This is a genomic window from Clostridium sp. HCS.1 (assembly GCF_047900555.1).
GTDB lineage: Bacteria > Bacillota > Clostridia > Clostridiales > Clostridiaceae > Clostridium.
Genome location: NZ_CP170704.1, coordinates 1,063,135 through 1,082,322, shown reverse-complemented (window position 1 = coordinate 1,082,322; position 19,188 = coordinate 1,063,135). Strand labels below are relative to the sequence as shown.

Here is a 19,188-nt window from a genome sequence, read left to right as displayed (position 1 = left end):
GCTGATTCTCCTTTCATTATTCACTTGTTACTAAAGCTTCAAAATCACTTTGTGCTTTTTTTCCTCCCTCTTCTGGTGTCATTTTCCCATCAAATACAGGATTTAAAACGCTTTGCATTATTGTCCAATAATATGAAATCCTCTTTGTACTTGGCATAGGTACTGAATTCTTAAATTGTTCAGTAAATACACTTAAATCCTTATCTTCCTTTAATCCCTTTACATTTGATATATCATTTTTCGCAGTAATCTTATATGACTTTTCATATAAAAGTTGTGCAGCTTCATCTGATGATAAGAAAGTTGCTAATAATTCTGCTGCCTGTGGATATTTAGAGTAAGATGAAACATAAGCACTTTGAACTCCACTTAAAGACTTCATTTGTTTTCCATCTAATGTTGGAAGCTTTGTAACTCCAAAGTTAACATTTTCAGCTTTTAAAGATTTAATTAACCATGGTCCTATTGGATAATAAGCAGTTTTTCCATCTTTAAAATTTTGCTCAAGAAGTGTCATTGTTTCCATTTTTAAATCATCTGCTTTAATAGGGATAAATTCCTTTAACTTAGCAATATTTTCTAGGCCTTTTTTAAACTCTTCTGTATTAAATCCTGGATTATCTCCATCTTTACCATCTGGTCCAAAAAGTTCAAAGCCATTTAAGCTTAAATATGGATAAGCTGGGAATCCATCTGTTGGTACAGTTAAATACCAGAATTTATTTGCACTTGGATCATTATATTTAAGAGCCTCTTCTTTTATTTGTTCCATAGTTGTAGCTGGGTCACCCTTAACTAAATCCTTATTGTATAAAAGTGCATAGGTTTCTACAGATATAGGTACTCCATATATCTTTCCATCATCAGTAACTGTTTTAACTGCCACTTCTGAAACTTGGTCCTTTACTATTTTACTAGCATTTGAGCTAAGTTCTGCTACTACACCTGAATCCTTTGCTGTAGTAAATAAATCATGTGGTGCTACAAATACATCTGCTCCATTACCTGATGGACCATCTAACATCATTTTATTAACAACATCAAAACCCGCTTCTTGAACTTCAACTTTCACACCATATTTTGCTTCAAATTCTCCTGCTACAGCTTTACCAAATTCAGCATCTCCAGAAAGTACCCAGAAGGATAATTCTGCTCCTTCTTCAGGTTTTAATTCTGCTGCTTCCTCTTTAACATTGTTGTCTTCATCAGTTGGTATTTCCTTTTTAGAACAACCACTTAAAGCTCCAAGTAACATAGATGCAACTAAACATAAATTGATTATCTTTTTAAATTTCATTTTATACCCTCCAAACTAATTTTTATCAGCTCCTGCTGAAATACCTTGAACTAAATATTTTTGAAAAATAATAAATACTATTGTAATTGGTATAGCTATAAGTACAGCACCAGCTGCAAATATAGTGAAATTAATACTTTCTTTTCCATTTATTAATGCAAATAATCCAACTGCCAAAGTTTTAGATTTATCATTTGATAATAATATATTTGGTAAAATAAAGTCCATCCAAGGAAGCATAAATTGGGATACTGCGCAATAAGTAATAATTGGTCTTGACATAGGAAGTATTATTTTGAAGAAGGCTTGGAATCTAGAGCATCCATCTATATATGCAGCTTCATCAATTGCATATGGTACACCATCTAAATAGCCCTTTACTAACCATGTATTATAAGGTATAGCCCCTACAGAGTAGACTATCACCATACTTATAGGCTTTCCTACTAAACCTAATATTAAAAATAAAGTATATATTGCCGTCATTGATAAAAAGGTTGGGAACATTGATAAAATCATTATTGCCATAAGGCTTGTCTTCTTTCCTTTAAACTTAAAACGTGACATAATCCAAGATGTTAACATAATTAAAATTAAAGAGAAGAAAGTACTTGCTATTGCAATCTTTAAAGTATTAAAAAACCATGTAGCATAATTTGTCTCTGAAAATAACCTTCTATAGTTATCTAAAGTTATTTCCCTTAAATTAATACCTGTTGATGGCCCACTTCCTCTTTGAAAAGAAGATAGAATAATCCACATAACTGGAACAATAACAATTAAAGACATAATAATAAGTTCTGTATTTACTAAAAAAGCTGTTATCTTCTTTCTCATAATTATTACCTCCTACAATTCCTTAAAGGATACTGTTCTTTTGAAGTTCCAATAAGAAACACCACCTACAATAATAAATAGTAAAACACTCATTACAGCAGCAATATCATACATTTGTTGATTTAATGTAAGTTTATATATCCATGAAATCAAAATATCTGTATCTCCTGCAAACTGCATTTTTTCATTTATAGGTCCACCTTGAGTTAGGAAGTAAATTGCTCCAAATGAATTAAAATTTGCTGCCATACTCATAATTAAATTTGGAATAGTAGCTTTAAATACTAATGGAAATGTTATTTTCTTAAAGGCTTGAAACTTTCCTGCACCATCAATGTAGGCTGCTTCATAAAGACTTTTATCTAAATTTGCAAATACTCCTAGCATCATAACCATAAACATTGGAAAGCTAAGCCATAAATTAACTACTAGTACAGTAACTTTTGCTATTAGGGGATCAGATAAAAATGGTATATTTTCTGATATTATCCCAATCTTTAATAAAAGGGTATTTAATGGTCCAAATTGTCCATTTAACAGATTTCTAAATACTAATAGAGAAATCATTTGTGGAATTGCCCAAGGTAAAATCAAAATAGTTCTAAATATATTTTTAAATTTTACTGATTTATGATTTACTAATATAGCTTGAAACATCCCTAAGAAATATGATGATAAAGTCCCTATTAATGTCCAAAGTACTGTCCATGTTAATACCTTTAAAAATGTTTGAGACCAAATAGGTACTGTAAGTAATTTTTTAAAGTTATAAAGTCCAACCCAAGATAATAATTTACCAGGTGGAAGATGATCTCTATTGTAATTTAAAAAAGCTGTTAAAACTGAAAATATAATAGGCAAAATTACTACAAATAAAAATGCAATTCCTATAGGTATTAGAACCATATAAGGGAAGTTCTTATTTTTAGTTTTCTTAAAATATTCTAGTGAAGTTACATATTCAGAAGTTTCATCAATTCTCTTACCAGTTAAATATGCATCTCTAAGATTGTATATATATACACCTATAAATAGTATTAAAGTAAATATAGCAATCATTCCATTTATAACAAGCATAGTAGAATGATCTCCGTACTTTCCTCCTGTCTTTTCTCCTAGGGTTATTAACCCCCAAAAACCTTTAGTAAAGAATCCTCCATGGAGCCTAATGGAGAAATCATTTACATAGCCTGCAAAATATTCAATCCAATATCCATTAAATACTTCTAAAGATATCATTAGTAATTGTAATGCAAACATTATAATACCTTTTAATCTTTGCTTACAAATGAAAAACTGACCGCTTCCCCAGAAAAAAATTGATAAAATTAATGATTTTTTTCTTTTCATCAAAACCTTCCTCTCTGACATAATCTAATTAACTACTTCTTTTGTTTAGGATAACTTATATTTTACTTATACGCTTAACCTATTGAAATTATAGTATATTAATAATTTAATATCAACGATTTTATATGCACATTTTGAAATTTAGAATATTAAACAATTTTATATTTGCTAACTTTTTATAAAAACTACTTAATTTATTTTCTTAACTAAAAGTAAAAAGATTAACTATTAGAATTTACATACCTTTCCTAAGGCTTTTATCTTTTTGTTAATTACTTAAATTTTTATACATATAAAAAAAGAAAAATTGTACTTTTGTATATTTGCACAATTTTACTTAATAATTTTATTCATTTTTCTATAGGCTTTATATATGAAACATTATTAATATCTCCATGATTATCAAGTCTTAGTAGCTTTTCCATAACCTCAACTGCTTTTTCAGCTTTTTCTCTATTACTAACAATAATTTTTTTAGTATCTTCTAGTAACATAAGATCTCTTTCTGAATTTACTACTACACAGATATTTTTATTATCTATATATTTTTCCACTTGCATTCCAAGCACTTCACCTATTACTAAAGCTTTTTTATCTTTATGATTATTTATGAATTCCTTTAAATCACTATCATATCTATTAATAAATATATCTTCCATAGTTATTCTCTTAGATATATCTTCTAAAGCTCTTTTGCTTGAATAATCCTCCATAACTACATAGAAGTCCTTACCTAGAATTTTTTCTGCCTTATCTAATACAGAATTGTAATCTGTTATAATTTTACAAAATATATCATCTTCTATATATCCTTCTATAAATATTGCAGGCACAAAAAATTTGCTAGCAATTTCTTTAAATCTTTCCTCATCTAAATCAACAATAAATACTGCCTCAAGGGACCTCTTTTGCCCAATTGTTACATCTTTTTCCATTTCCTTAGTTGTAAGTAGTAATATGTCATAACCTAGAGCATTTAACTTTCGTTGAATTTCCCTTGATAAATCATAATATTGATATATCTTACTCTTTTTGTTCTTAACTTCCATATTAATTATTATCCCAACCATATAGCTTCTTTTACTTGCTAAGGACTTTGCGTTCATGTTAGGAATATAATTTAGTTTATTGGCTACTTCAAAAATACGCATTCTTGTTTCGTGGCTTATATTTTCTTTTTTAGAATAATTTAATACATATGAAACAGTAGCTGTTGAAACTCCAGCTTCTCTAGCAATATCTTTCATTGTTACTCTTTTTGTAGACATATTACCCACCCCATATATGTTCTTATTTTGGCTTTAAGTATAGCATCAGCAATATTTACTGTCAATTTATGCATATTCAATGAAATCCCATAAATTAATTAGTACTTTTAGTAAAAAAAGAAACTTACAGAAATTAAACTTTAATAGTAGTTACATATATTAAATTTAAACTTTTTAATATGTTTCTTAGATAAAAAGGTACCCTTAACCTTAGATAGTGAGGTCTATATTCTTCAAGCTGCTAAAGGTGATATCTTTTCTAGCATTAATCTAGGAATAAATGAAGATAAAGAGTATTTAAAAAGTGTTTTAGAAAGACATGATGAAAATTTTCTTATAAAAATATCTCTTAAAGAAGCTAATATAAATGAATAAATAGTAATTATGTAAACATTAATAATTTTAAAAAAGAAGGGATCAAATTATTTTAATTTGTTCCCTTTCTATAATCCAATATTAACCAACTTTTTCTTTTCTTTCATTGTACATTGTAATTCCTAGTGTTAATACTAATCCGCCCCATAATACAACTGCACCTAATAGAAAAAATCCAAATGCAACTCCAGTCATTTTAATTCCCCCTTATTTTACTCTTTTAATCTAATAAATTATTTTTCCATTTTCTTTTACTAATTATTAATGATAGGATTATTCCAAATCCAATTATGCTCCATCCATAAGCAAATAGTGCTGAAAGTGGATAACCACCATATGGTGTTTTAATTTCTGTTATCAAGCTTTGAACTAACATAAATATTAATATAGCAGGTGTTACAAACTTAACGCATACATTCCACCACTTACCTATTCTAAAGTAAGAAATCTCGTTGGTATGTTCTCTAACAACATCAGGATTAGAAATCCATCCTATTAAGAATACCTCTAATAATCCAACAACTACTATTCCATAATTATTTATAAAGTTGTCTATTATATCTAAGAAATATAATCCTGCTCCCGAAGCATAAATAAGCCCTGTTGAAATTCCTATAATGCAAATAACTGTAACTACCTTATTTCTAGCCCATCCAAACTTATCTATAAATGGCGCTGAAACTGCTTCTATTAATGAAACTGAAGAAGTTAATCCAGCAAATAGTAAACAAAGGAAGAATAATACTCCTAATATATTTCCTAATACACCCATTTCATTAAATACAGCTGGGAAGGCTACAAAAGCAAGTCCAACTCCATTTGAAACTACTTCACTCATAGGAACACCTTGATAATTAGCCATAAAACCTAATATTGAAAATACAGCTATAGCTGCTAAAAATTCAAATCCACAATTTGCAAAGGCAGTCATAAAAGCACTATTATTAATATCAGTTTTTTCAGGTAAGTAACTTGAATAAGTCATCATAATTCCCATTGCTAGACTTAAGGAGAAGAATACTTGTCCATATGCAGCTATCCAAACCTTTGGATCCATAACCTTAGACCAATCTGGTGTAAATAAAGTATTTAGACCCATTGATGCTCCTTCTAAATTCACTGCTCTAATTGCAATTATTATCATTATTACTACAAGAGTAGGTAAAAGAAATTTATTTGCCTTTTCAATTCCACCTTTAATTCCTTTATAGCATATTAACCAATTAATAAGCCAAACTGCTATAATTCCTATAAATATAGGTAAAATATAACCTCCAAACTCAAAAGGTGATGATGTAAGCTTTAAAAAATCAGCATTGAAAAATGCATTGCTATCAGCTCCCCATGACTTTTTAAAACTAAAGCCTAAGTAATTTACTGTCCAACTTAAAATCATTGAATAATATGTTAATATTATAAAAGCATTTATTGTTGGCCACCATCCAAGCCATTCCCACTTTCTTTTTAGCTTCCTTATAGCTAGTGGTGTTGAGCCTTTAAATTTATGTCCTAATCCATATTCTAATATTAATAATGGTATTCCTGCTGTAAAAATAGCAAAGAAATATGGTATTAAAAATGCTCCACCTCCATTAGAATAAGCTATATAAGGAAATCTCCATATGTTCCCAAGACCTACTGCTGATCCTACTGCAGCTATTATAAACCCAATTTTAGAACCCCATTGCTCTCTTTTTTCTTCCATTATTATGCCCCCTATTTATTTATACTTTTGCTTATTAATTATATATATTATATCAAAATGTTAACAAAATCAATATTATATTAATAAAATGTTATAACTTTGCTAATATTTTTTGCTTTTTATTTACAAGATAAAGTTTTTCTTAATATATTAATTTTATAAAATTAAAATATTAACATATCATCCTACAGAACTTATTAAATATTTAAAGTTATTTCACAGATAAATTTTACTATAAAATAAAAGATGCTTCCTCATAATATAAAATTAATAATTAAATGTAAAAAAATAAACTCCTAGAGGAGTTTATAAAAATATATATTTTTAGGAATTTTGAAAAAGTCACTTAACTAAGTCCTAATTTTACATTCTAAATTTTTAATTAGAGGCTACTTAAATAGATTCTATTATTTTCTTTTCTATCTTAAATTCCCTATAAAGCTTCCACGTCTTATCTTCCCACTTGAAAATACTTATATTATCAAAGAAACAATTAAAATTAAAGGAATATTGATTAACGTAATTCCAAAGTTCATTAAAAATAGGTGGAACTTTTTTTGAAGTTAATGTTACATGAAAAACCTTATCTTTTCCATCTTTTTTATTAAAGTTAATATAATCAAATTTATCTAATACATCTATTAGTCTGTCATGAAGGTCTTTTCCCTCCTTAGACATATTAACATCCATATAAATTACTCTGTCATCAAAGTGATTATATTTATCCATGGTAAAAGGAGCCTTGTCTTCTTCATTACAAAATTTATATAATGCTTCTTCTAAATTCTTTATGCTTCCTTCATAGTCAAAGGGAGCTTTTATAGTGAAATGAGCTGGAAGTTTAGATGACTTAGCATTAAACTTTTTAAAAATATCTCTCCTCAGCTCATTATTAAACCTCCCTGCTTCTCCTTTTACTACACATACTATTACATATCTCAAAGTGCATCCCCCTTTAGTACTACTCTTTCTTGATAGATAAATTTTCTATTCTATATCCTATTTCCTTATTTGCCATTCTATAACCTTCATCTATCATTTCTTCTCTGGATTTTTCATTTCCTAATAAAGCATCTATTGTTAATTGTCCTCTATCTGGAAAATATTTATCTAAAAGTCTTTCATCTATATAACTTTGATCCTTTATACTTAAATCATCTAAAATATGCATTACATTAAAGCCTGATTCCTTTAAAGCTCTACCAACTAAAATACTTCTATGACACCTTATAGGGTCTTGCATAGCTCCAAGTAAAGCAATTCTATATCCTTTATTGCAACCATCCTTAAGTCTCTCTATTCCCCTTAAGAAATCTTCTTCTTGTACTACTTTCTCAAAATCAGAATATCCCTCACTATTATATGAAACCTTATTTTCTCTTTTGGCTGCTAACTCCTTAGCCATATAAATATATATAAAACCTGCCTTTGTTAAGGTGTACTTTATTCTTTCCTTATCAAATTGAACATTATATTTAGAATAAGGAGTTCCTCTAATATCTACAACAGTATTAATATTAAAATATCTTAACATCTGTATTAATTTTTCCATTGTATAATTTGAATGACCTATTGTATATATATCCATATTTATTTACTAACTAAAAAGATTTAGTAATTCCTCCTCTGTAATTGAATTTAATTTATCTCCTGTTAACATATTTCCGTCAATTACCTTACTTATTAATTCCTTCTTTTCTTCTTGTAGCCTAATAATTTTTTCTTCTATGGTATCCTTAGAAATTAACTTTATAACTTCTACTATATTTTTTTGACCTATTCTATATGCTCTATCTGTGGCCTGGTCCTCTACAGCTGGATTCCACCATGGATCAAAGTGTACAACTATATTTGCAGAGGTTAAATTAAGACCTACTCCTCCTGCCTTTAAAGAAATTAAAAATATATTTGTACTTCCTTCATTAAATTCTTCTGCTAATGTTAATCTTTCCTTGGCTTTAATGCTACCATCTAAATAAAGATATTCTATATTATTAGTTTTTAGCTTATTTCCTATTTTATTTAATGCTGATGTAAATTGTGAAAATATAATTATTTTCTTATTAGCTTCTAAAGCTTCCTCTACAATTTCTTCAATGGCCTTTATTTTAGAACTTTCTTCTTTAAAATCATCTATTAAAAGGGATGGATCTAAGCATAATTGACGTAGCTTTGTAAGGAAAGAAAATATTAATATCTTATTATCCTTATTTTCTTTTAACTTCTTTTTAACTTCCTTCATATAAGAATTATAAACTTGTCTTTGCTTACTTGCCATTGGAATTATATATTCCTTTTCTATCTTTTCTGGTAATTCATCTAATACTTCTTCTTTCAGCCTTCTTAAAATAAAAGGTGATATAAGTTCCTTTAATTCCTTTAAATCTTCATCATTACCCTTCATAAATTTATCTTTAAACTTTTCCACAGAAAATAAATACATAGGCATTATAAAATCAAAAATTGACCATAATTCTAGCAAAGTATTTTCAATAGGAGTTCCTGTTAAAGCTATTTTAGTATTTGCTTTTATAGATTTAACAGCTTCTGAAACCTTTGAAGTTCTATTTTTAATATTTTGACCTTCATCAATTATACAAAAATCAAAGCTCTTATCTTCATATAATTCTAAATCTCTTCTTAAGGTTCCATAGGTTGTTAGTAAAACATCATAGTCCTTATAGCTGTCTATAATTCTGCTTCTCTCCTTTAGACTTCCATGAATAATTCCTATTTTTAAAGTAGGTGCAAATTTCTCAAACTCATTTTTCCAATTATATAAAACAGAAGTAGGTGTAATAATTAAGCTTATCCTTCCTTCCATAGATAATAATAATGCTATAGTTTGAATAGTCTTACCAAGTCCCATATCATCTGCAAGTATTCCGCCAAAACCTAAATCTTCAATGGTCCTTAGCCAGTTATAGCCTATTTTTTGATATTCCCTAAGATTAGCATTTAAATTATCAGGAAGGCTATATTCCTTATCTTTATTTTTTAACTTTTCTAATAAAATATTTATTTTTTCTTCTCCAGAAATAAAAGGAAGCTTTTTATTCTTTATATTATTTTCTAAATGTAGCAAATTTAATTTATCCACATAGATTTCTTCTTTATACACATTATTAAATAAATTTAACTCCTCTATTCCTCTAAAAAATCCAATTACTTTTTCATCCTTTAAATCTAGAAAGCTATTTTTCTTAGTTCTATAGAAATTACTACCTTTTCTTATTTCATTTAAAACCTCTGGAATTTCTCTATATTCTAATCCCTCTATCTTATATTCAAAATAAAAGCCTTCATTTTCTTCTTTTATAGAACTAAAGATACTATTGGAATCTATTAAATTCATATCTTTGAACTCTTTAGATAAGCTTACTCTTCCTATTTTATTTAAGAATTCTATTCCTTCTTTTAATAAGGTGTAAGTTTCTTCTTCATCACCTATAAATATGAATCTATCATCCTTTTTTATAAATCTATATCTCTCAAGAGCCATTTGAAGCTTTTCCATATCTTTATTATCTTTCATTCCCTCTAAGCTATTAACATAGTCTATTTTTAGAGTACAATAAATATTAGAGCCTTCCTTTGATATATAAAATCTTGGTGTATTAATCTTATTTATTTGCTCTTTTATGGTTTCATCAATAATAATATCCTTTGATACTTCTCCTAGGATAAATAATATCTTTTTTAAGTTATCATCTGTATCTTTATAAAGTAAACTATCTCTTTCCTTTAACTTTTCATAAAGATTCTTATAATATTTCAATTGTTTATCAGTTGGTAAATATATTTTCTTATCATATATCCATATATCTTTATTACTATCTAAAGGGATTATGCTTTTCCTTTGAGGTTTTACTATTATAGCATCAGCTTTTTTCTTAATAGTAAAAATTAAAGGAATATCCTCTTTATAAATTAAAGATGTATAATTCATATAATCATAGTTTAAGTTTATTTCTTTTTTACTATTTATTAATTTTAATAAATCCTTAAGCTCATTATCATAAAGCTTAAAGCTTCTTCCATTAACTATTCTACTTTTATCTTTACTAAATTTTTCTCTTAAAAAATCTATAATTAAATAATCCTTATATTTAAATTTATTATCTTCATGAAACAAAAATTTTCCTAATGCTTCAACTGCTATAGTTGTTTCTTTTCCAGCTCTTAATTCAAGATAATATTCATTTTTATTATTAGCTTTAACTTGTTTTATTTTTATATCAAGGTTTAAAGGTTTATTTATATTATTAATAATTTTATTGCTATTAGTAATGATTTTATTGTTATTAGTACCACCTTTAATCTTAGGATTTGTATTGCTATTAATATTATTATCACTATAAATATTGCTATAAATATTGCTATCAATGTTAATATTACTATAAGTATTAGTATCATTATTGTTAATATCATTACTAATAATATCATTGTTATTAATATTATTAGTATGAGGTTTAGCATGAGTATGAGGATGAGTATTGGAAATAATACTGTTTCTATTATTACTTTCTTGTTTTTTTAGCTTACTAGATGCTTCATAGTAGAATTTATACATAGTTGCAGTTATATGACTACATATATAATTTCTAATCTGTCTACTATTTTCCTCAAATTGATTACAGGTACACTTAACAGATTTCACTTCATCTTGTAAGTTAAATTTTATATGTGTACTATATTCAATATTACTATCTATAACTCTTCCATAAATATGATAGCTATCATCTATTTTTTTACTTATAATCTTCTTAACAAAACCTTCTTTTAATAATTTTTTACCATTATTCTTAGCTATACTAGATCCTAATTTTAATACTGAGCTTAGCATATTTCTCAAATTCATATTATCCCTCCTTTATAAGAGCACATAATATTATACCACAACCCCTAAAATAACCCCAGGGGACCAAAAAACTGGGAAATAATAATTCAATAATATATAATGATATTATTGAAAATATTATATTGAGGTGATTACATGGATTATAGAAAGTTAAGCTATGAAGAATTAAATATAGATTTATTTAGTAACTTTCATCGTTATCAAGAGGTTACGAAATGCTGGAGAAAAGAAAATGGTAGATGGGTAATTAAAGATATTTCTTTTATTGATGATTGGGGGCAGGAAGAATATAAGATTCTTGTAAAGTATCTTAAGAATACATTAAAGACAAAAGGAGTAGTTTATGGTGCCTTTTTTAATAATAAATTAAAGGGCTTTGCCTCTGTTGAATATGGATTTATAGATAAAAATAAGGAGTATTTTGATTTATCTAGCCTTCATGTATCAAATGATATGAGAGGCTGTAGCATAGGAAAGAGTTTATTTGAAATGGCTGCTAAATGGGCAAAAAATTCTGGTGCAAAAAAATTATATATTTCATCTCACTCTGCTGTAGAAACTCAAGAATTTTATAAAGCCATGGGGTGCAAAGAAGCCTTAGTTTACAATGAAAAACATGTGGAAAATGAACCTTGTGACTGCCAATTAGAATATGTACTATAGATGGTGTTGCCTCATTATGGTAACACCCCAGGGGACCAAAAAATTGGAAATAAATATTTTTATATATTAAAAAAGAGTTTTAAGATTAACTTAAAACTCTTGTATAAACAAAAACTATCTTCTATTTTGTTCTTTTTTAGCTCTTCTACAAGCTAAACATCTTGTTGGTTCATTATCGAATCCTTTTTCCTTGTAGAATTCTTGTTCTCCTACTGAAAATATAAATTCGCTTCCGCAATCTCTGCATGTTAAAGTCTTATCTGACATAAATATTCCTCCTAAATTAAAGATTTCAAATTGATAATAATCTCTAATAAACGAGAACTTACTTATCCAAATTAAATCTATTTTTTTGTTAGCTTTTTGCTACCCTCTTAATATAACATATTATTTATTAAATTGCAAGTTTTTTCTTAATTTATTTATATTTTAGAAAATTATCAATTCTTCATACCCCAGGGGACCAAAAAACTGGAAATAAAATTTTGGAAAGTAGCTTTTTTAAAAGGATGCTACTTAAGAACCTTTCTACTGCTGTCTTACAATGTAAAATCAACATATTTTATCAATTTATAATAAATTACATATATAATAATTCTACATCTAAAATTAAATATAATTTCCGTCAGCTACATATTTGTCGCTTCACTTTATTTTCCTCTTTCTGTATTAGTTTCATTTTTATTTATTAATAAAATAAATTAATAAAAATATATTAACTAAATATATTAACTAAATATATTAACTAAATAGTATCTTAATTAAAAATATCTTAATTAAAAGTATATTAACTAATAGTATCTTGAAGTACATCAATTTATTATACTTATTTTTAAATAATAAAAAAGAGTTTTAAGATAAACTTAAAACTCCTGATATAACAAAACTATCTTCTATTTTGTTCTTTTTTAGCTCTTCTACAAGATATACATCTTGTTGGCTCATTATCGAATCCTTTTTCCTTGTAGAATTCTTGTTCTCCTACTGAAAATATGAATTCACTTCCGCAATCTCTGCATGTTATAGTCTTATCTGACATAAATATTCCTCCTAAATTAAAGATTTCAAATTGATAATAATCTCTAATTAATGAGAAATTCTTATCCAAATTAAACCTATTTTTTTGTTAGCTTTTTGCTACTCATTAAATATAACATATTATTTTTTTTATTGCAAGTATTTTTTTAATTTATTTTCATTTCAGAAAATTATTAAATTTCATATATATATTCCATGCTTTTAGCATTAAGTCCTTGAAATTTTATAACTACAATTAATGGCATAATATCTTTTATCATATTGAAATCTTTATAATTGAAAGTATTATCATAATAATTAATTATTGTACTTAAGGCTGTTCCATGGGTTCCTATTAATATATTCTCATTAAGATTTTTATTAAGAAGCTTATGTAATGCTTCTATATTTCTATCTTGAACTTCTCTTAAATTTTCTCCCTCTTCAAGACTATAATTAAAATCCTTCCATTGCTTTTCTGCAAAGCTATTAAAATCTTTTATCCAGCTATTAGATACTTTTCTTTCTCTAAAATCTTCAACTAATTCAATATTCAAATTATTTACATCTGCAAAATTCTTTATAGTATCAACTGATCTTTTGTAAGGGCTTGAATATACTTTGGTTATATTCTTATCATTTAAATATTTTGTTACTTTCTTACTAGCATTAATTCCTTCTTCACTAAGAGGCCTAAGTAAATCATCTTCTACAGTAAAATCTGGCTTTGCATGTCTTACAAAGTAAACCTTATTCATATCTACATCACCCTTTTCATTTCATTTATTTATCTACCCTTGCTCCACCCCATTCAACAACTGTAAAACCTTCTCTATTAAATTGTTCAAGCTTCTGCTCTTTAATTTCAATAGGTTTGTCCAAAGGTTTATAAACCATCATTACTCTTAAAATTGAATCAGGTTTAGGAGTTATATTAAGCTTTGCGTACTCATTATATTCTTCTCCTGCAAAGGATATTAGATTATATTTATTTTCTTGTAAAATAGGAAGCCAATAAACTATAAACTCATTGTATTCCTTTGGAGTTAATCCCATGTATTCTAACTTTTCTTGTAGAAAATCAGCTGTATCCTCTTTTTTTATAACAAAACCTTCTGATACATCATAGCTTAAATCTGATATACCTTCCCAAAATAAATATGAGTATTCTTTATTATCCTCTAAATTTATTAAAGTACCATCTGGATTAGCTTTTACCTTCCAGCCATCCTTATATTCAGGATAAGTAACTGTAAGTTCTCCTTTGTATTCTAAATTTACATCAATAACCTCTTCTTTTGTTGGGTACAAATAAATTACTGGCTTTTTCTCTGTAGCTTCTGAAGAACATGATATTAATAATACTGATATTATAAGTATCATGTTAATAAAAGATACCTTTTTTAATCTCCTCATAAAATACCCCTCTAATTCAATTATTAATAAAACCACATTGTTGGTAAGAAAAATAAATATGGTGCTGTGAAAATTGCTAAAGAAATTGCAAGTTTTTTCTTTGATTTTTCTTCAATAGTCAATTGTTTAAAACTACTTTTATAATTAAATAAATAAATAAAAAATGAAGTGATAATTGTAGCAAATAATATCCAAGCAACTGAATAAATGTTATCAAATGGACTATATGATACTGGCATAGTTAAATTTTTATACCACCATTCTTTAGTAGCTCCTGAAAGAAAATTTTCAATTGTTCCTGGAATAATCATTATTATTGTGCCTATAAGATCTGCTAAAAATCCATATCCCCAAACCTTCAAAATTGTTTTCTTATATATATTTTTCTTTTCATTAATATTCAGCACTTTTAAAGTAATTAAAAGAACTAAAGAATCTATTATAAAATTACTTGGCAAAATTATAATCCATGTAAGTGGGAATAACCAAATCAACCATATTGGAAAAATCATATTATAAAATTCAATACTTGATTTATTTCTCATAAAACACCCCTTATCTTTCATAACTCCTTCTAGTAATCATAAATATACCTTTTATATTTAAATTAATACTTTTAACTATAATATTTATAAGGATTTCTTCTAAAGCAGCAAGAGTTGATACACTACATACTATAGCAATACATATATTCATCCCTACTAATCTATATATTAATGGAGTAAAAAACAATAATATTCCTGCTAATTTATTTGCATAAGTGTGTAAAAATGTTATCTCTTTAAACCTTGAAAATCCAATAATTAATGACAAAACTTTAATTATAAAAATAAAAATAATCCATAAAATCATCCATAATTCTAATCTTAAGCTTGGTAAAACTTTCATAAGTGTTACCATAATGAAAAATGCATCAGCTACACTATCTAATATCGCTCCAAACTTACTACATAATTTAAATTTTCTAGCAATATACCCATCTAAAACATCACTTAATCCACAAATTAAATATAGTATGAAAAATATACTTGAAAATGGTTTTGTAAATATTAATAAACTTGTTCCTATAATTCTAATTAATGTTATGAAATTAGGTATCAATTTATTACCAACTTTCTTTAAAACTTAAGTAAACCATTTTCATCATATTTAAAGTTTGGTCCCCATGCAACTTCCCAGTAGTAGCCATCTAAGTCCGCAAAATACCCATGATATCCACCCCAAAATACATCTTGTGGCTCTTTAACTATTTTTGCACCAGCCTTCCTAGCTAATTCAATAATCTTATTTACATCTTCCTTTTTTTCTACATTATAAGCTAATGTAATTCCAGCAAAACCATTAGATATTTTAGGAGTATTTTCTTCACTAATATCTTTTGCTAATAAATCTAAAGGAAATAGTTCAAACTTAGTTCCAGTTGTATTAAAAAATATTACACTTGGATTATTTTCCTTTTCATCAGTTTGAAATCCAAGCTTATCTCTATAAAATTTAATGGATTCTTCCATATTCCTTACCCCTAGGCAAATACATGTAATTTTATTCATACTAAATCCCTCCCAATTAAATTCCTCTTAATCCTCATAAGTAACGATATACCTTATTTCCAATTTATGTATCAATATAATTATAAGTATATCAAACAGCTTCTCAGTTTACAATATATGGTTACGCCGTTAATTATCTATATAAAAAGAGATGACTATTAACTAGTCACCTCTAAATAATTTATGAATTTCTTTCTTCAATTTCTTTTTCTATTAATACTTTAGAAATATACATTGCTTCTATAAGGGGCGTTAACCTCTTATACTGATTACTATCTTCTCTATATTTACTTCTAGCTTTTTCTGTTTTATTTATAATAGAAATTACTGGTGGCAATGCTTTTTCTAAATCATTATTGCTATATATATCTATATTTCTATCTGCTTCTAATAAGCAATTAGAAATTTTTAATGCTTTAATTCTATTCTTTAAAAGTGAATGCTGTGATGTACCTTCTGCAAACTTAGGTTGCATTTTTTCACAGTTATTTATAGTTGAAGATACAATTTTTATTGCACCTTGTAATTTTTGTTGTGAATAACTTTCCATAAAACTCCTTTGTAAATTCAAAACTACTTTATATATTCTCTGAAGCTAACCTTAAATTATAAAAAATTTCAAGTCATTCTTCTCAATTTTTTAAGACTTAAGTTAAATATATTAACCTAGGAATAATATCAAATATTATAGTAGTTGCCAATAAAATTACACCACTTATAACTTGATATTTGTAGTATTCTGGATACTTATTTTTCATACTTATTCCACCTAAAATAATTAAAATACATGTTATACTAAAGATTAATGTTCTGAAAAAATTACCTTTTTCTAGGTTTTCTATAAAACTTCCATTACTAAAACTTATATAAATTACAATTAATGAGGCTATTATTGAGAAAATCAAAAGAAATCTTCCTAAATTTTTATAAGATTTTTTTATCACGTATTTTCACCTTCTTTTATTTTATTTAAAACTAATAGCACCGAATACAGGAAATACTAATAGAATTAATATTATAATAATTAAAGAAATTATTTTTCCAATTTTAGATATAAAATTATCTTTAGATTTGTACCCAAAAATAAATGAAGGTATAAAAAATATAAGTGAATAAAATGCTGTATAATGTGTCCCGCTATTACCATTAGACCAAGGCTTTAGCCCTATTTTTGTTAAAATAACATCTCCATAACACACCTTATTTCCAAAAGAAAAAGCAAATAAAATACCCATAATAGCCATCAATAATGAAAGATAACCTAACCATACTTTTTTATTATTTGAGCTCAATATTAAGACCTCCTAAAATATTTTTACATTACTACATTTAACATATTATCCCATACATTGAAATCTTCATTAGCTTCATCAATCATATCCTGGGTTTTAGGACTAGCATATTTGTCTTTTAACTATACATTTAACTTACCTTCTAATTAATCTAATTTTTCTAAATATATATTAGCTTATTTATGCTGTATTATTATGTTTTCTTATGTCTTTTAATTCATAATAGTTTAATAAAATTCTTTTGATCTTTTTTATTAATGTATTGACAACCCCTAAATTCCTAGAATCCTTTTTCGCCACAAATCCCATAATGTTTACTAATGAATTAAAATAAAGTGTTTCATATTGTTTTGTTTAATAGTTATATTCTATTTTTATGCCATTAAATATCTCAACTTTTAAACGAGTATAGCTTTCATTTTCTTTTACATTAGTGAAATTAACTTTTAGAGTTTCATTATCTTCCCATTTCCCCTTATATATGAATATAATTATTTATGTTATTAAGGTTCCTTGATGAAATACCATTTTCCACTTACCATCATATAATTTCCATATAGAACTTCTAATTGAACTTTTTATTATATTATCTTTATGATAGATTTTATCTATTTTATATGTTGCTAATATACAATCCTTTGATAATTCCCTTGAATTAAAATCCTTTAACTTAAAGGATACATTATCCTCATAAAAAGTATCATTCACATTATAGTTATAAATAACTCCACTACTACAATATTCAATAAAGTCTTCTGATAATAGTTCCTTTAACTTTTCAGGTGATTTTCTAATCTCTGGTTTTAATAATTCTTTTTCTAAATTTAATATTAATTCACTATTTCCCATACCCTTCACCTTCCTAGTATCTATGACACCTTATTTTCTTTAATTATTTGTAATATTTCATATCCATAACCACTAATCTGTCATGTAAGTATTAACTAATTCATAGCATCTATTCTTAGTTGCTTCATATAAAGATACTTTATCAGCTACAAATTCGAAGGTTCCTCCCTTATATTTTAAAGATTCCTCTTTTGCTGCCTTTTCTTTTTCATCTATCCATTTAATTTCTTCTTGCTCTAAACTTTCCATTACTTCTTTTGATAATTCTTTTTGTAGTAAAGCATAAATATTATTTAATTCCTTATCATACATTTCATAGCCTATACCATAATAGTTTTTCATAGCATTTGTTACCCCTGCATCTGAATCCTTCTTTTCTGGTAAAGCATCAATTTCTTTTTGTATATTATCTAATCTTTCTAAGAATTCTTTTCTTCTTCCTTCTATCTTTGTTACTTTATTTTCAGAAGTATTTTCATTAGAATTCTCATTCTTTGAATCATTATCATCTGTGTTACTATCATTGTCTTTTACTTGTTGGTTTTGATTTGTTTTATCTACAGTATTTTGGTTTTCTTTATTGCCTTTTGTACAAGACACTAACATAATTACTGATAATATCATAGCTAAATTAAGAACAAGCTTTTTATTCTTCATATACATTATCTCCTTTATATTTGTAATTATATTTTTATATCTTAATTATTA

The 19,188-nt window shown here is 26.4% G+C and carries 21 protein-coding genes; 1 reads left to right on the top strand and 20 read right to left on the bottom strand.

All coding sequences use genetic code 11. The features are described from left to right. Positions 1-16: 16 nt before the first annotated feature. The 9 genes from ACFYH6_RS05130 to ACFYH6_RS05090 form a co-directional block, all read right to left on the bottom strand. Positions 17-1,297, bottom strand: coding sequence for a maltose ABC transporter substrate-binding protein (locus tag ACFYH6_RS05130; protein WP_416178999.1), 1,281 nt, complete (start codon positions 1,295-1,297; stop codon positions 17-19). Between the two features lie 15 nt (positions 1,298-1,312). Beyond that, the gene (locus ACFYH6_RS05125; protein ID WP_294167891.1) at positions 1,313-2,134 is read right to left on the bottom strand and encodes a sugar ABC transporter permease; all 822 of its coding nucleotides are present in this window, start codon (positions 2,132-2,134) and stop codon (positions 1,313-1,315) included. A gap of 12 nt (positions 2,135-2,146) precedes the next feature. Next, positions 2,147-3,484, bottom strand: a complete 1,338-nt coding sequence (locus ACFYH6_RS05120) for a carbohydrate ABC transporter permease (protein ID WP_416179000.1) — start codon at positions 3,482-3,484, stop codon at positions 2,147-2,149. Between the two features lie 350 nt (positions 3,485-3,834). Beyond that, a complete protein-coding gene (locus ACFYH6_RS05115) occupies positions 3,835-4,752 on the bottom strand; it encodes a LacI family DNA-binding transcriptional regulator (protein ID WP_416179001.1) in 918 nt (305 codons plus the stop codon). Positions 4,753-5,208: 456 nt separating this feature from the next. Further along, complete coding sequence (locus ACFYH6_RS05110; RefSeq protein WP_316343873.1) at positions 5,209-5,322, bottom strand: MetS family NSS transporter small subunit; 114 nt, start codon at positions 5,320-5,322, stop codon at positions 5,209-5,211. A 25-nt stretch (positions 5,323-5,347) separates the two neighbouring features. Further along, the gene (locus ACFYH6_RS05105) at positions 5,348-6,832 is read right to left on the bottom strand and encodes a sodium-dependent transporter (RefSeq protein ID WP_416179002.1); all 1,485 of its coding nucleotides are present in this window, start codon (positions 6,830-6,832) and stop codon (positions 5,348-5,350) included. A gap of 393 nt (positions 6,833-7,225) precedes the next feature. After that, positions 7,226-7,774 carry a 2'-5' RNA ligase family protein gene (locus tag ACFYH6_RS05100; RefSeq protein ID WP_416179003.1) on the bottom strand — a complete coding sequence of 183 codons (549 nt, stop codon included), beginning with the start codon at positions 7,772-7,774 and terminating at the stop codon, positions 7,226-7,228. A 19-nt stretch (positions 7,775-7,793) separates the two neighbouring features. After that, positions 7,794-8,420 carry a DUF488 family protein gene (locus ACFYH6_RS05095; RefSeq protein WP_416179004.1) on the bottom strand — a complete coding sequence of 209 codons (627 nt, stop codon included), beginning with the start codon at positions 8,418-8,420 and terminating at the stop codon, positions 7,794-7,796. 9 nt (positions 8,421-8,429) lie between these two features. Continuing rightward, positions 8,430-11,693, bottom strand: a complete 3,264-nt coding sequence (locus ACFYH6_RS05090; RefSeq protein WP_416179005.1) for an SNF2-related protein — start codon at positions 11,691-11,693, stop codon at positions 8,430-8,432. Positions 11,694-11,828: 135 nt separating this feature from the next. Here ACFYH6_RS05090 and ACFYH6_RS05085 point away from each other — a divergent pair, with 135 nt between their 5' ends. Further along, on the top strand, positions 11,829-12,356 hold the full coding sequence (locus ACFYH6_RS05085) for a GNAT family N-acetyltransferase (protein ID WP_416179006.1): 528 nt from the start codon (positions 11,829-11,831) through the stop codon (positions 12,354-12,356). A 114-nt stretch (positions 12,357-12,470) separates the two neighbouring features. On the opposite strand, the gene ACFYH6_RS05080 is transcribed toward ACFYH6_RS05085, so the two are convergent. The 11 genes from ACFYH6_RS05080 to ACFYH6_RS05030 form a co-directional block, all read right to left on the bottom strand. Beyond that, a complete protein-coding gene (locus ACFYH6_RS05080) occupies positions 12,471-12,623 on the bottom strand; it encodes a zinc-ribbon domain-containing protein (protein ID WP_316345689.1) in 153 nt (50 codons plus the stop codon). Between the two features lie 619 nt (positions 12,624-13,242). Beyond that, positions 13,243-13,395 (bottom strand): zinc-ribbon domain-containing protein, encoded by a 153-nt coding sequence (locus ACFYH6_RS05075; RefSeq protein WP_008680595.1) that lies wholly within the window; start codon positions 13,393-13,395, stop codon positions 13,243-13,245. A 172-nt stretch (positions 13,396-13,567) separates the two neighbouring features. Beyond that, on the bottom strand, positions 13,568-14,131 hold the full coding sequence (locus ACFYH6_RS05070; protein ID WP_316345181.1) for a histidine phosphatase family protein: 564 nt from the start codon (positions 14,129-14,131) through the stop codon (positions 13,568-13,570). 25 nt (positions 14,132-14,156) lie between these two features. After that, complete coding sequence (locus tag ACFYH6_RS05065; RefSeq protein WP_416179007.1) at positions 14,157-14,789, bottom strand: hypothetical protein; 633 nt, start codon at positions 14,787-14,789, stop codon at positions 14,157-14,159. A 23-nt stretch (positions 14,790-14,812) separates the two neighbouring features. Beyond that, positions 14,813-15,334 carry a hypothetical protein gene (locus ACFYH6_RS05060; RefSeq protein WP_416179008.1) on the bottom strand — a complete coding sequence of 174 codons (522 nt, stop codon included), beginning with the start codon at positions 15,332-15,334 and terminating at the stop codon, positions 14,813-14,815. Positions 15,335-15,344: 10 nt separating this feature from the next. After that, positions 15,345-15,890 (bottom strand): CDP-alcohol phosphatidyltransferase family protein, encoded by a 546-nt coding sequence (locus ACFYH6_RS05055; protein ID WP_416179009.1) that lies wholly within the window; start codon positions 15,888-15,890, stop codon positions 15,345-15,347. A gap of 17 nt (positions 15,891-15,907) precedes the next feature. Continuing rightward, a complete protein-coding gene (locus tag ACFYH6_RS05050; protein ID WP_316345186.1) occupies positions 15,908-16,339 on the bottom strand; it encodes a VOC family protein in 432 nt (143 codons plus the stop codon). 181 nt (positions 16,340-16,520) lie between these two features. Next, a complete protein-coding gene (locus ACFYH6_RS05045) occupies positions 16,521-16,889 on the bottom strand; it encodes a hypothetical protein (RefSeq protein ID WP_416179010.1) in 369 nt (122 codons plus the stop codon). Positions 16,890-17,304: 415 nt separating this feature from the next. Continuing rightward, on the bottom strand, positions 17,305-17,631 hold the full coding sequence (locus tag ACFYH6_RS05040; RefSeq protein ID WP_416179011.1) for a hypothetical protein: 327 nt from the start codon (positions 17,629-17,631) through the stop codon (positions 17,305-17,307). 495 nt (positions 17,632-18,126) lie between these two features. After that, the gene (locus tag ACFYH6_RS05035) at positions 18,127-18,480 is read right to left on the bottom strand and encodes a DUF4440 domain-containing protein (protein ID WP_416179012.1); all 354 of its coding nucleotides are present in this window, start codon (positions 18,478-18,480) and stop codon (positions 18,127-18,129) included. A gap of 72 nt (positions 18,481-18,552) precedes the next feature. Next, entirely contained in the window at positions 18,553-19,137 is a 585-nt protein-coding gene (locus tag ACFYH6_RS05030; RefSeq protein WP_416179013.1) for a lysozyme inhibitor LprI family protein, read from the bottom strand. Between the last annotated feature and the right edge of the window lie 51 nt (positions 19,138-19,188).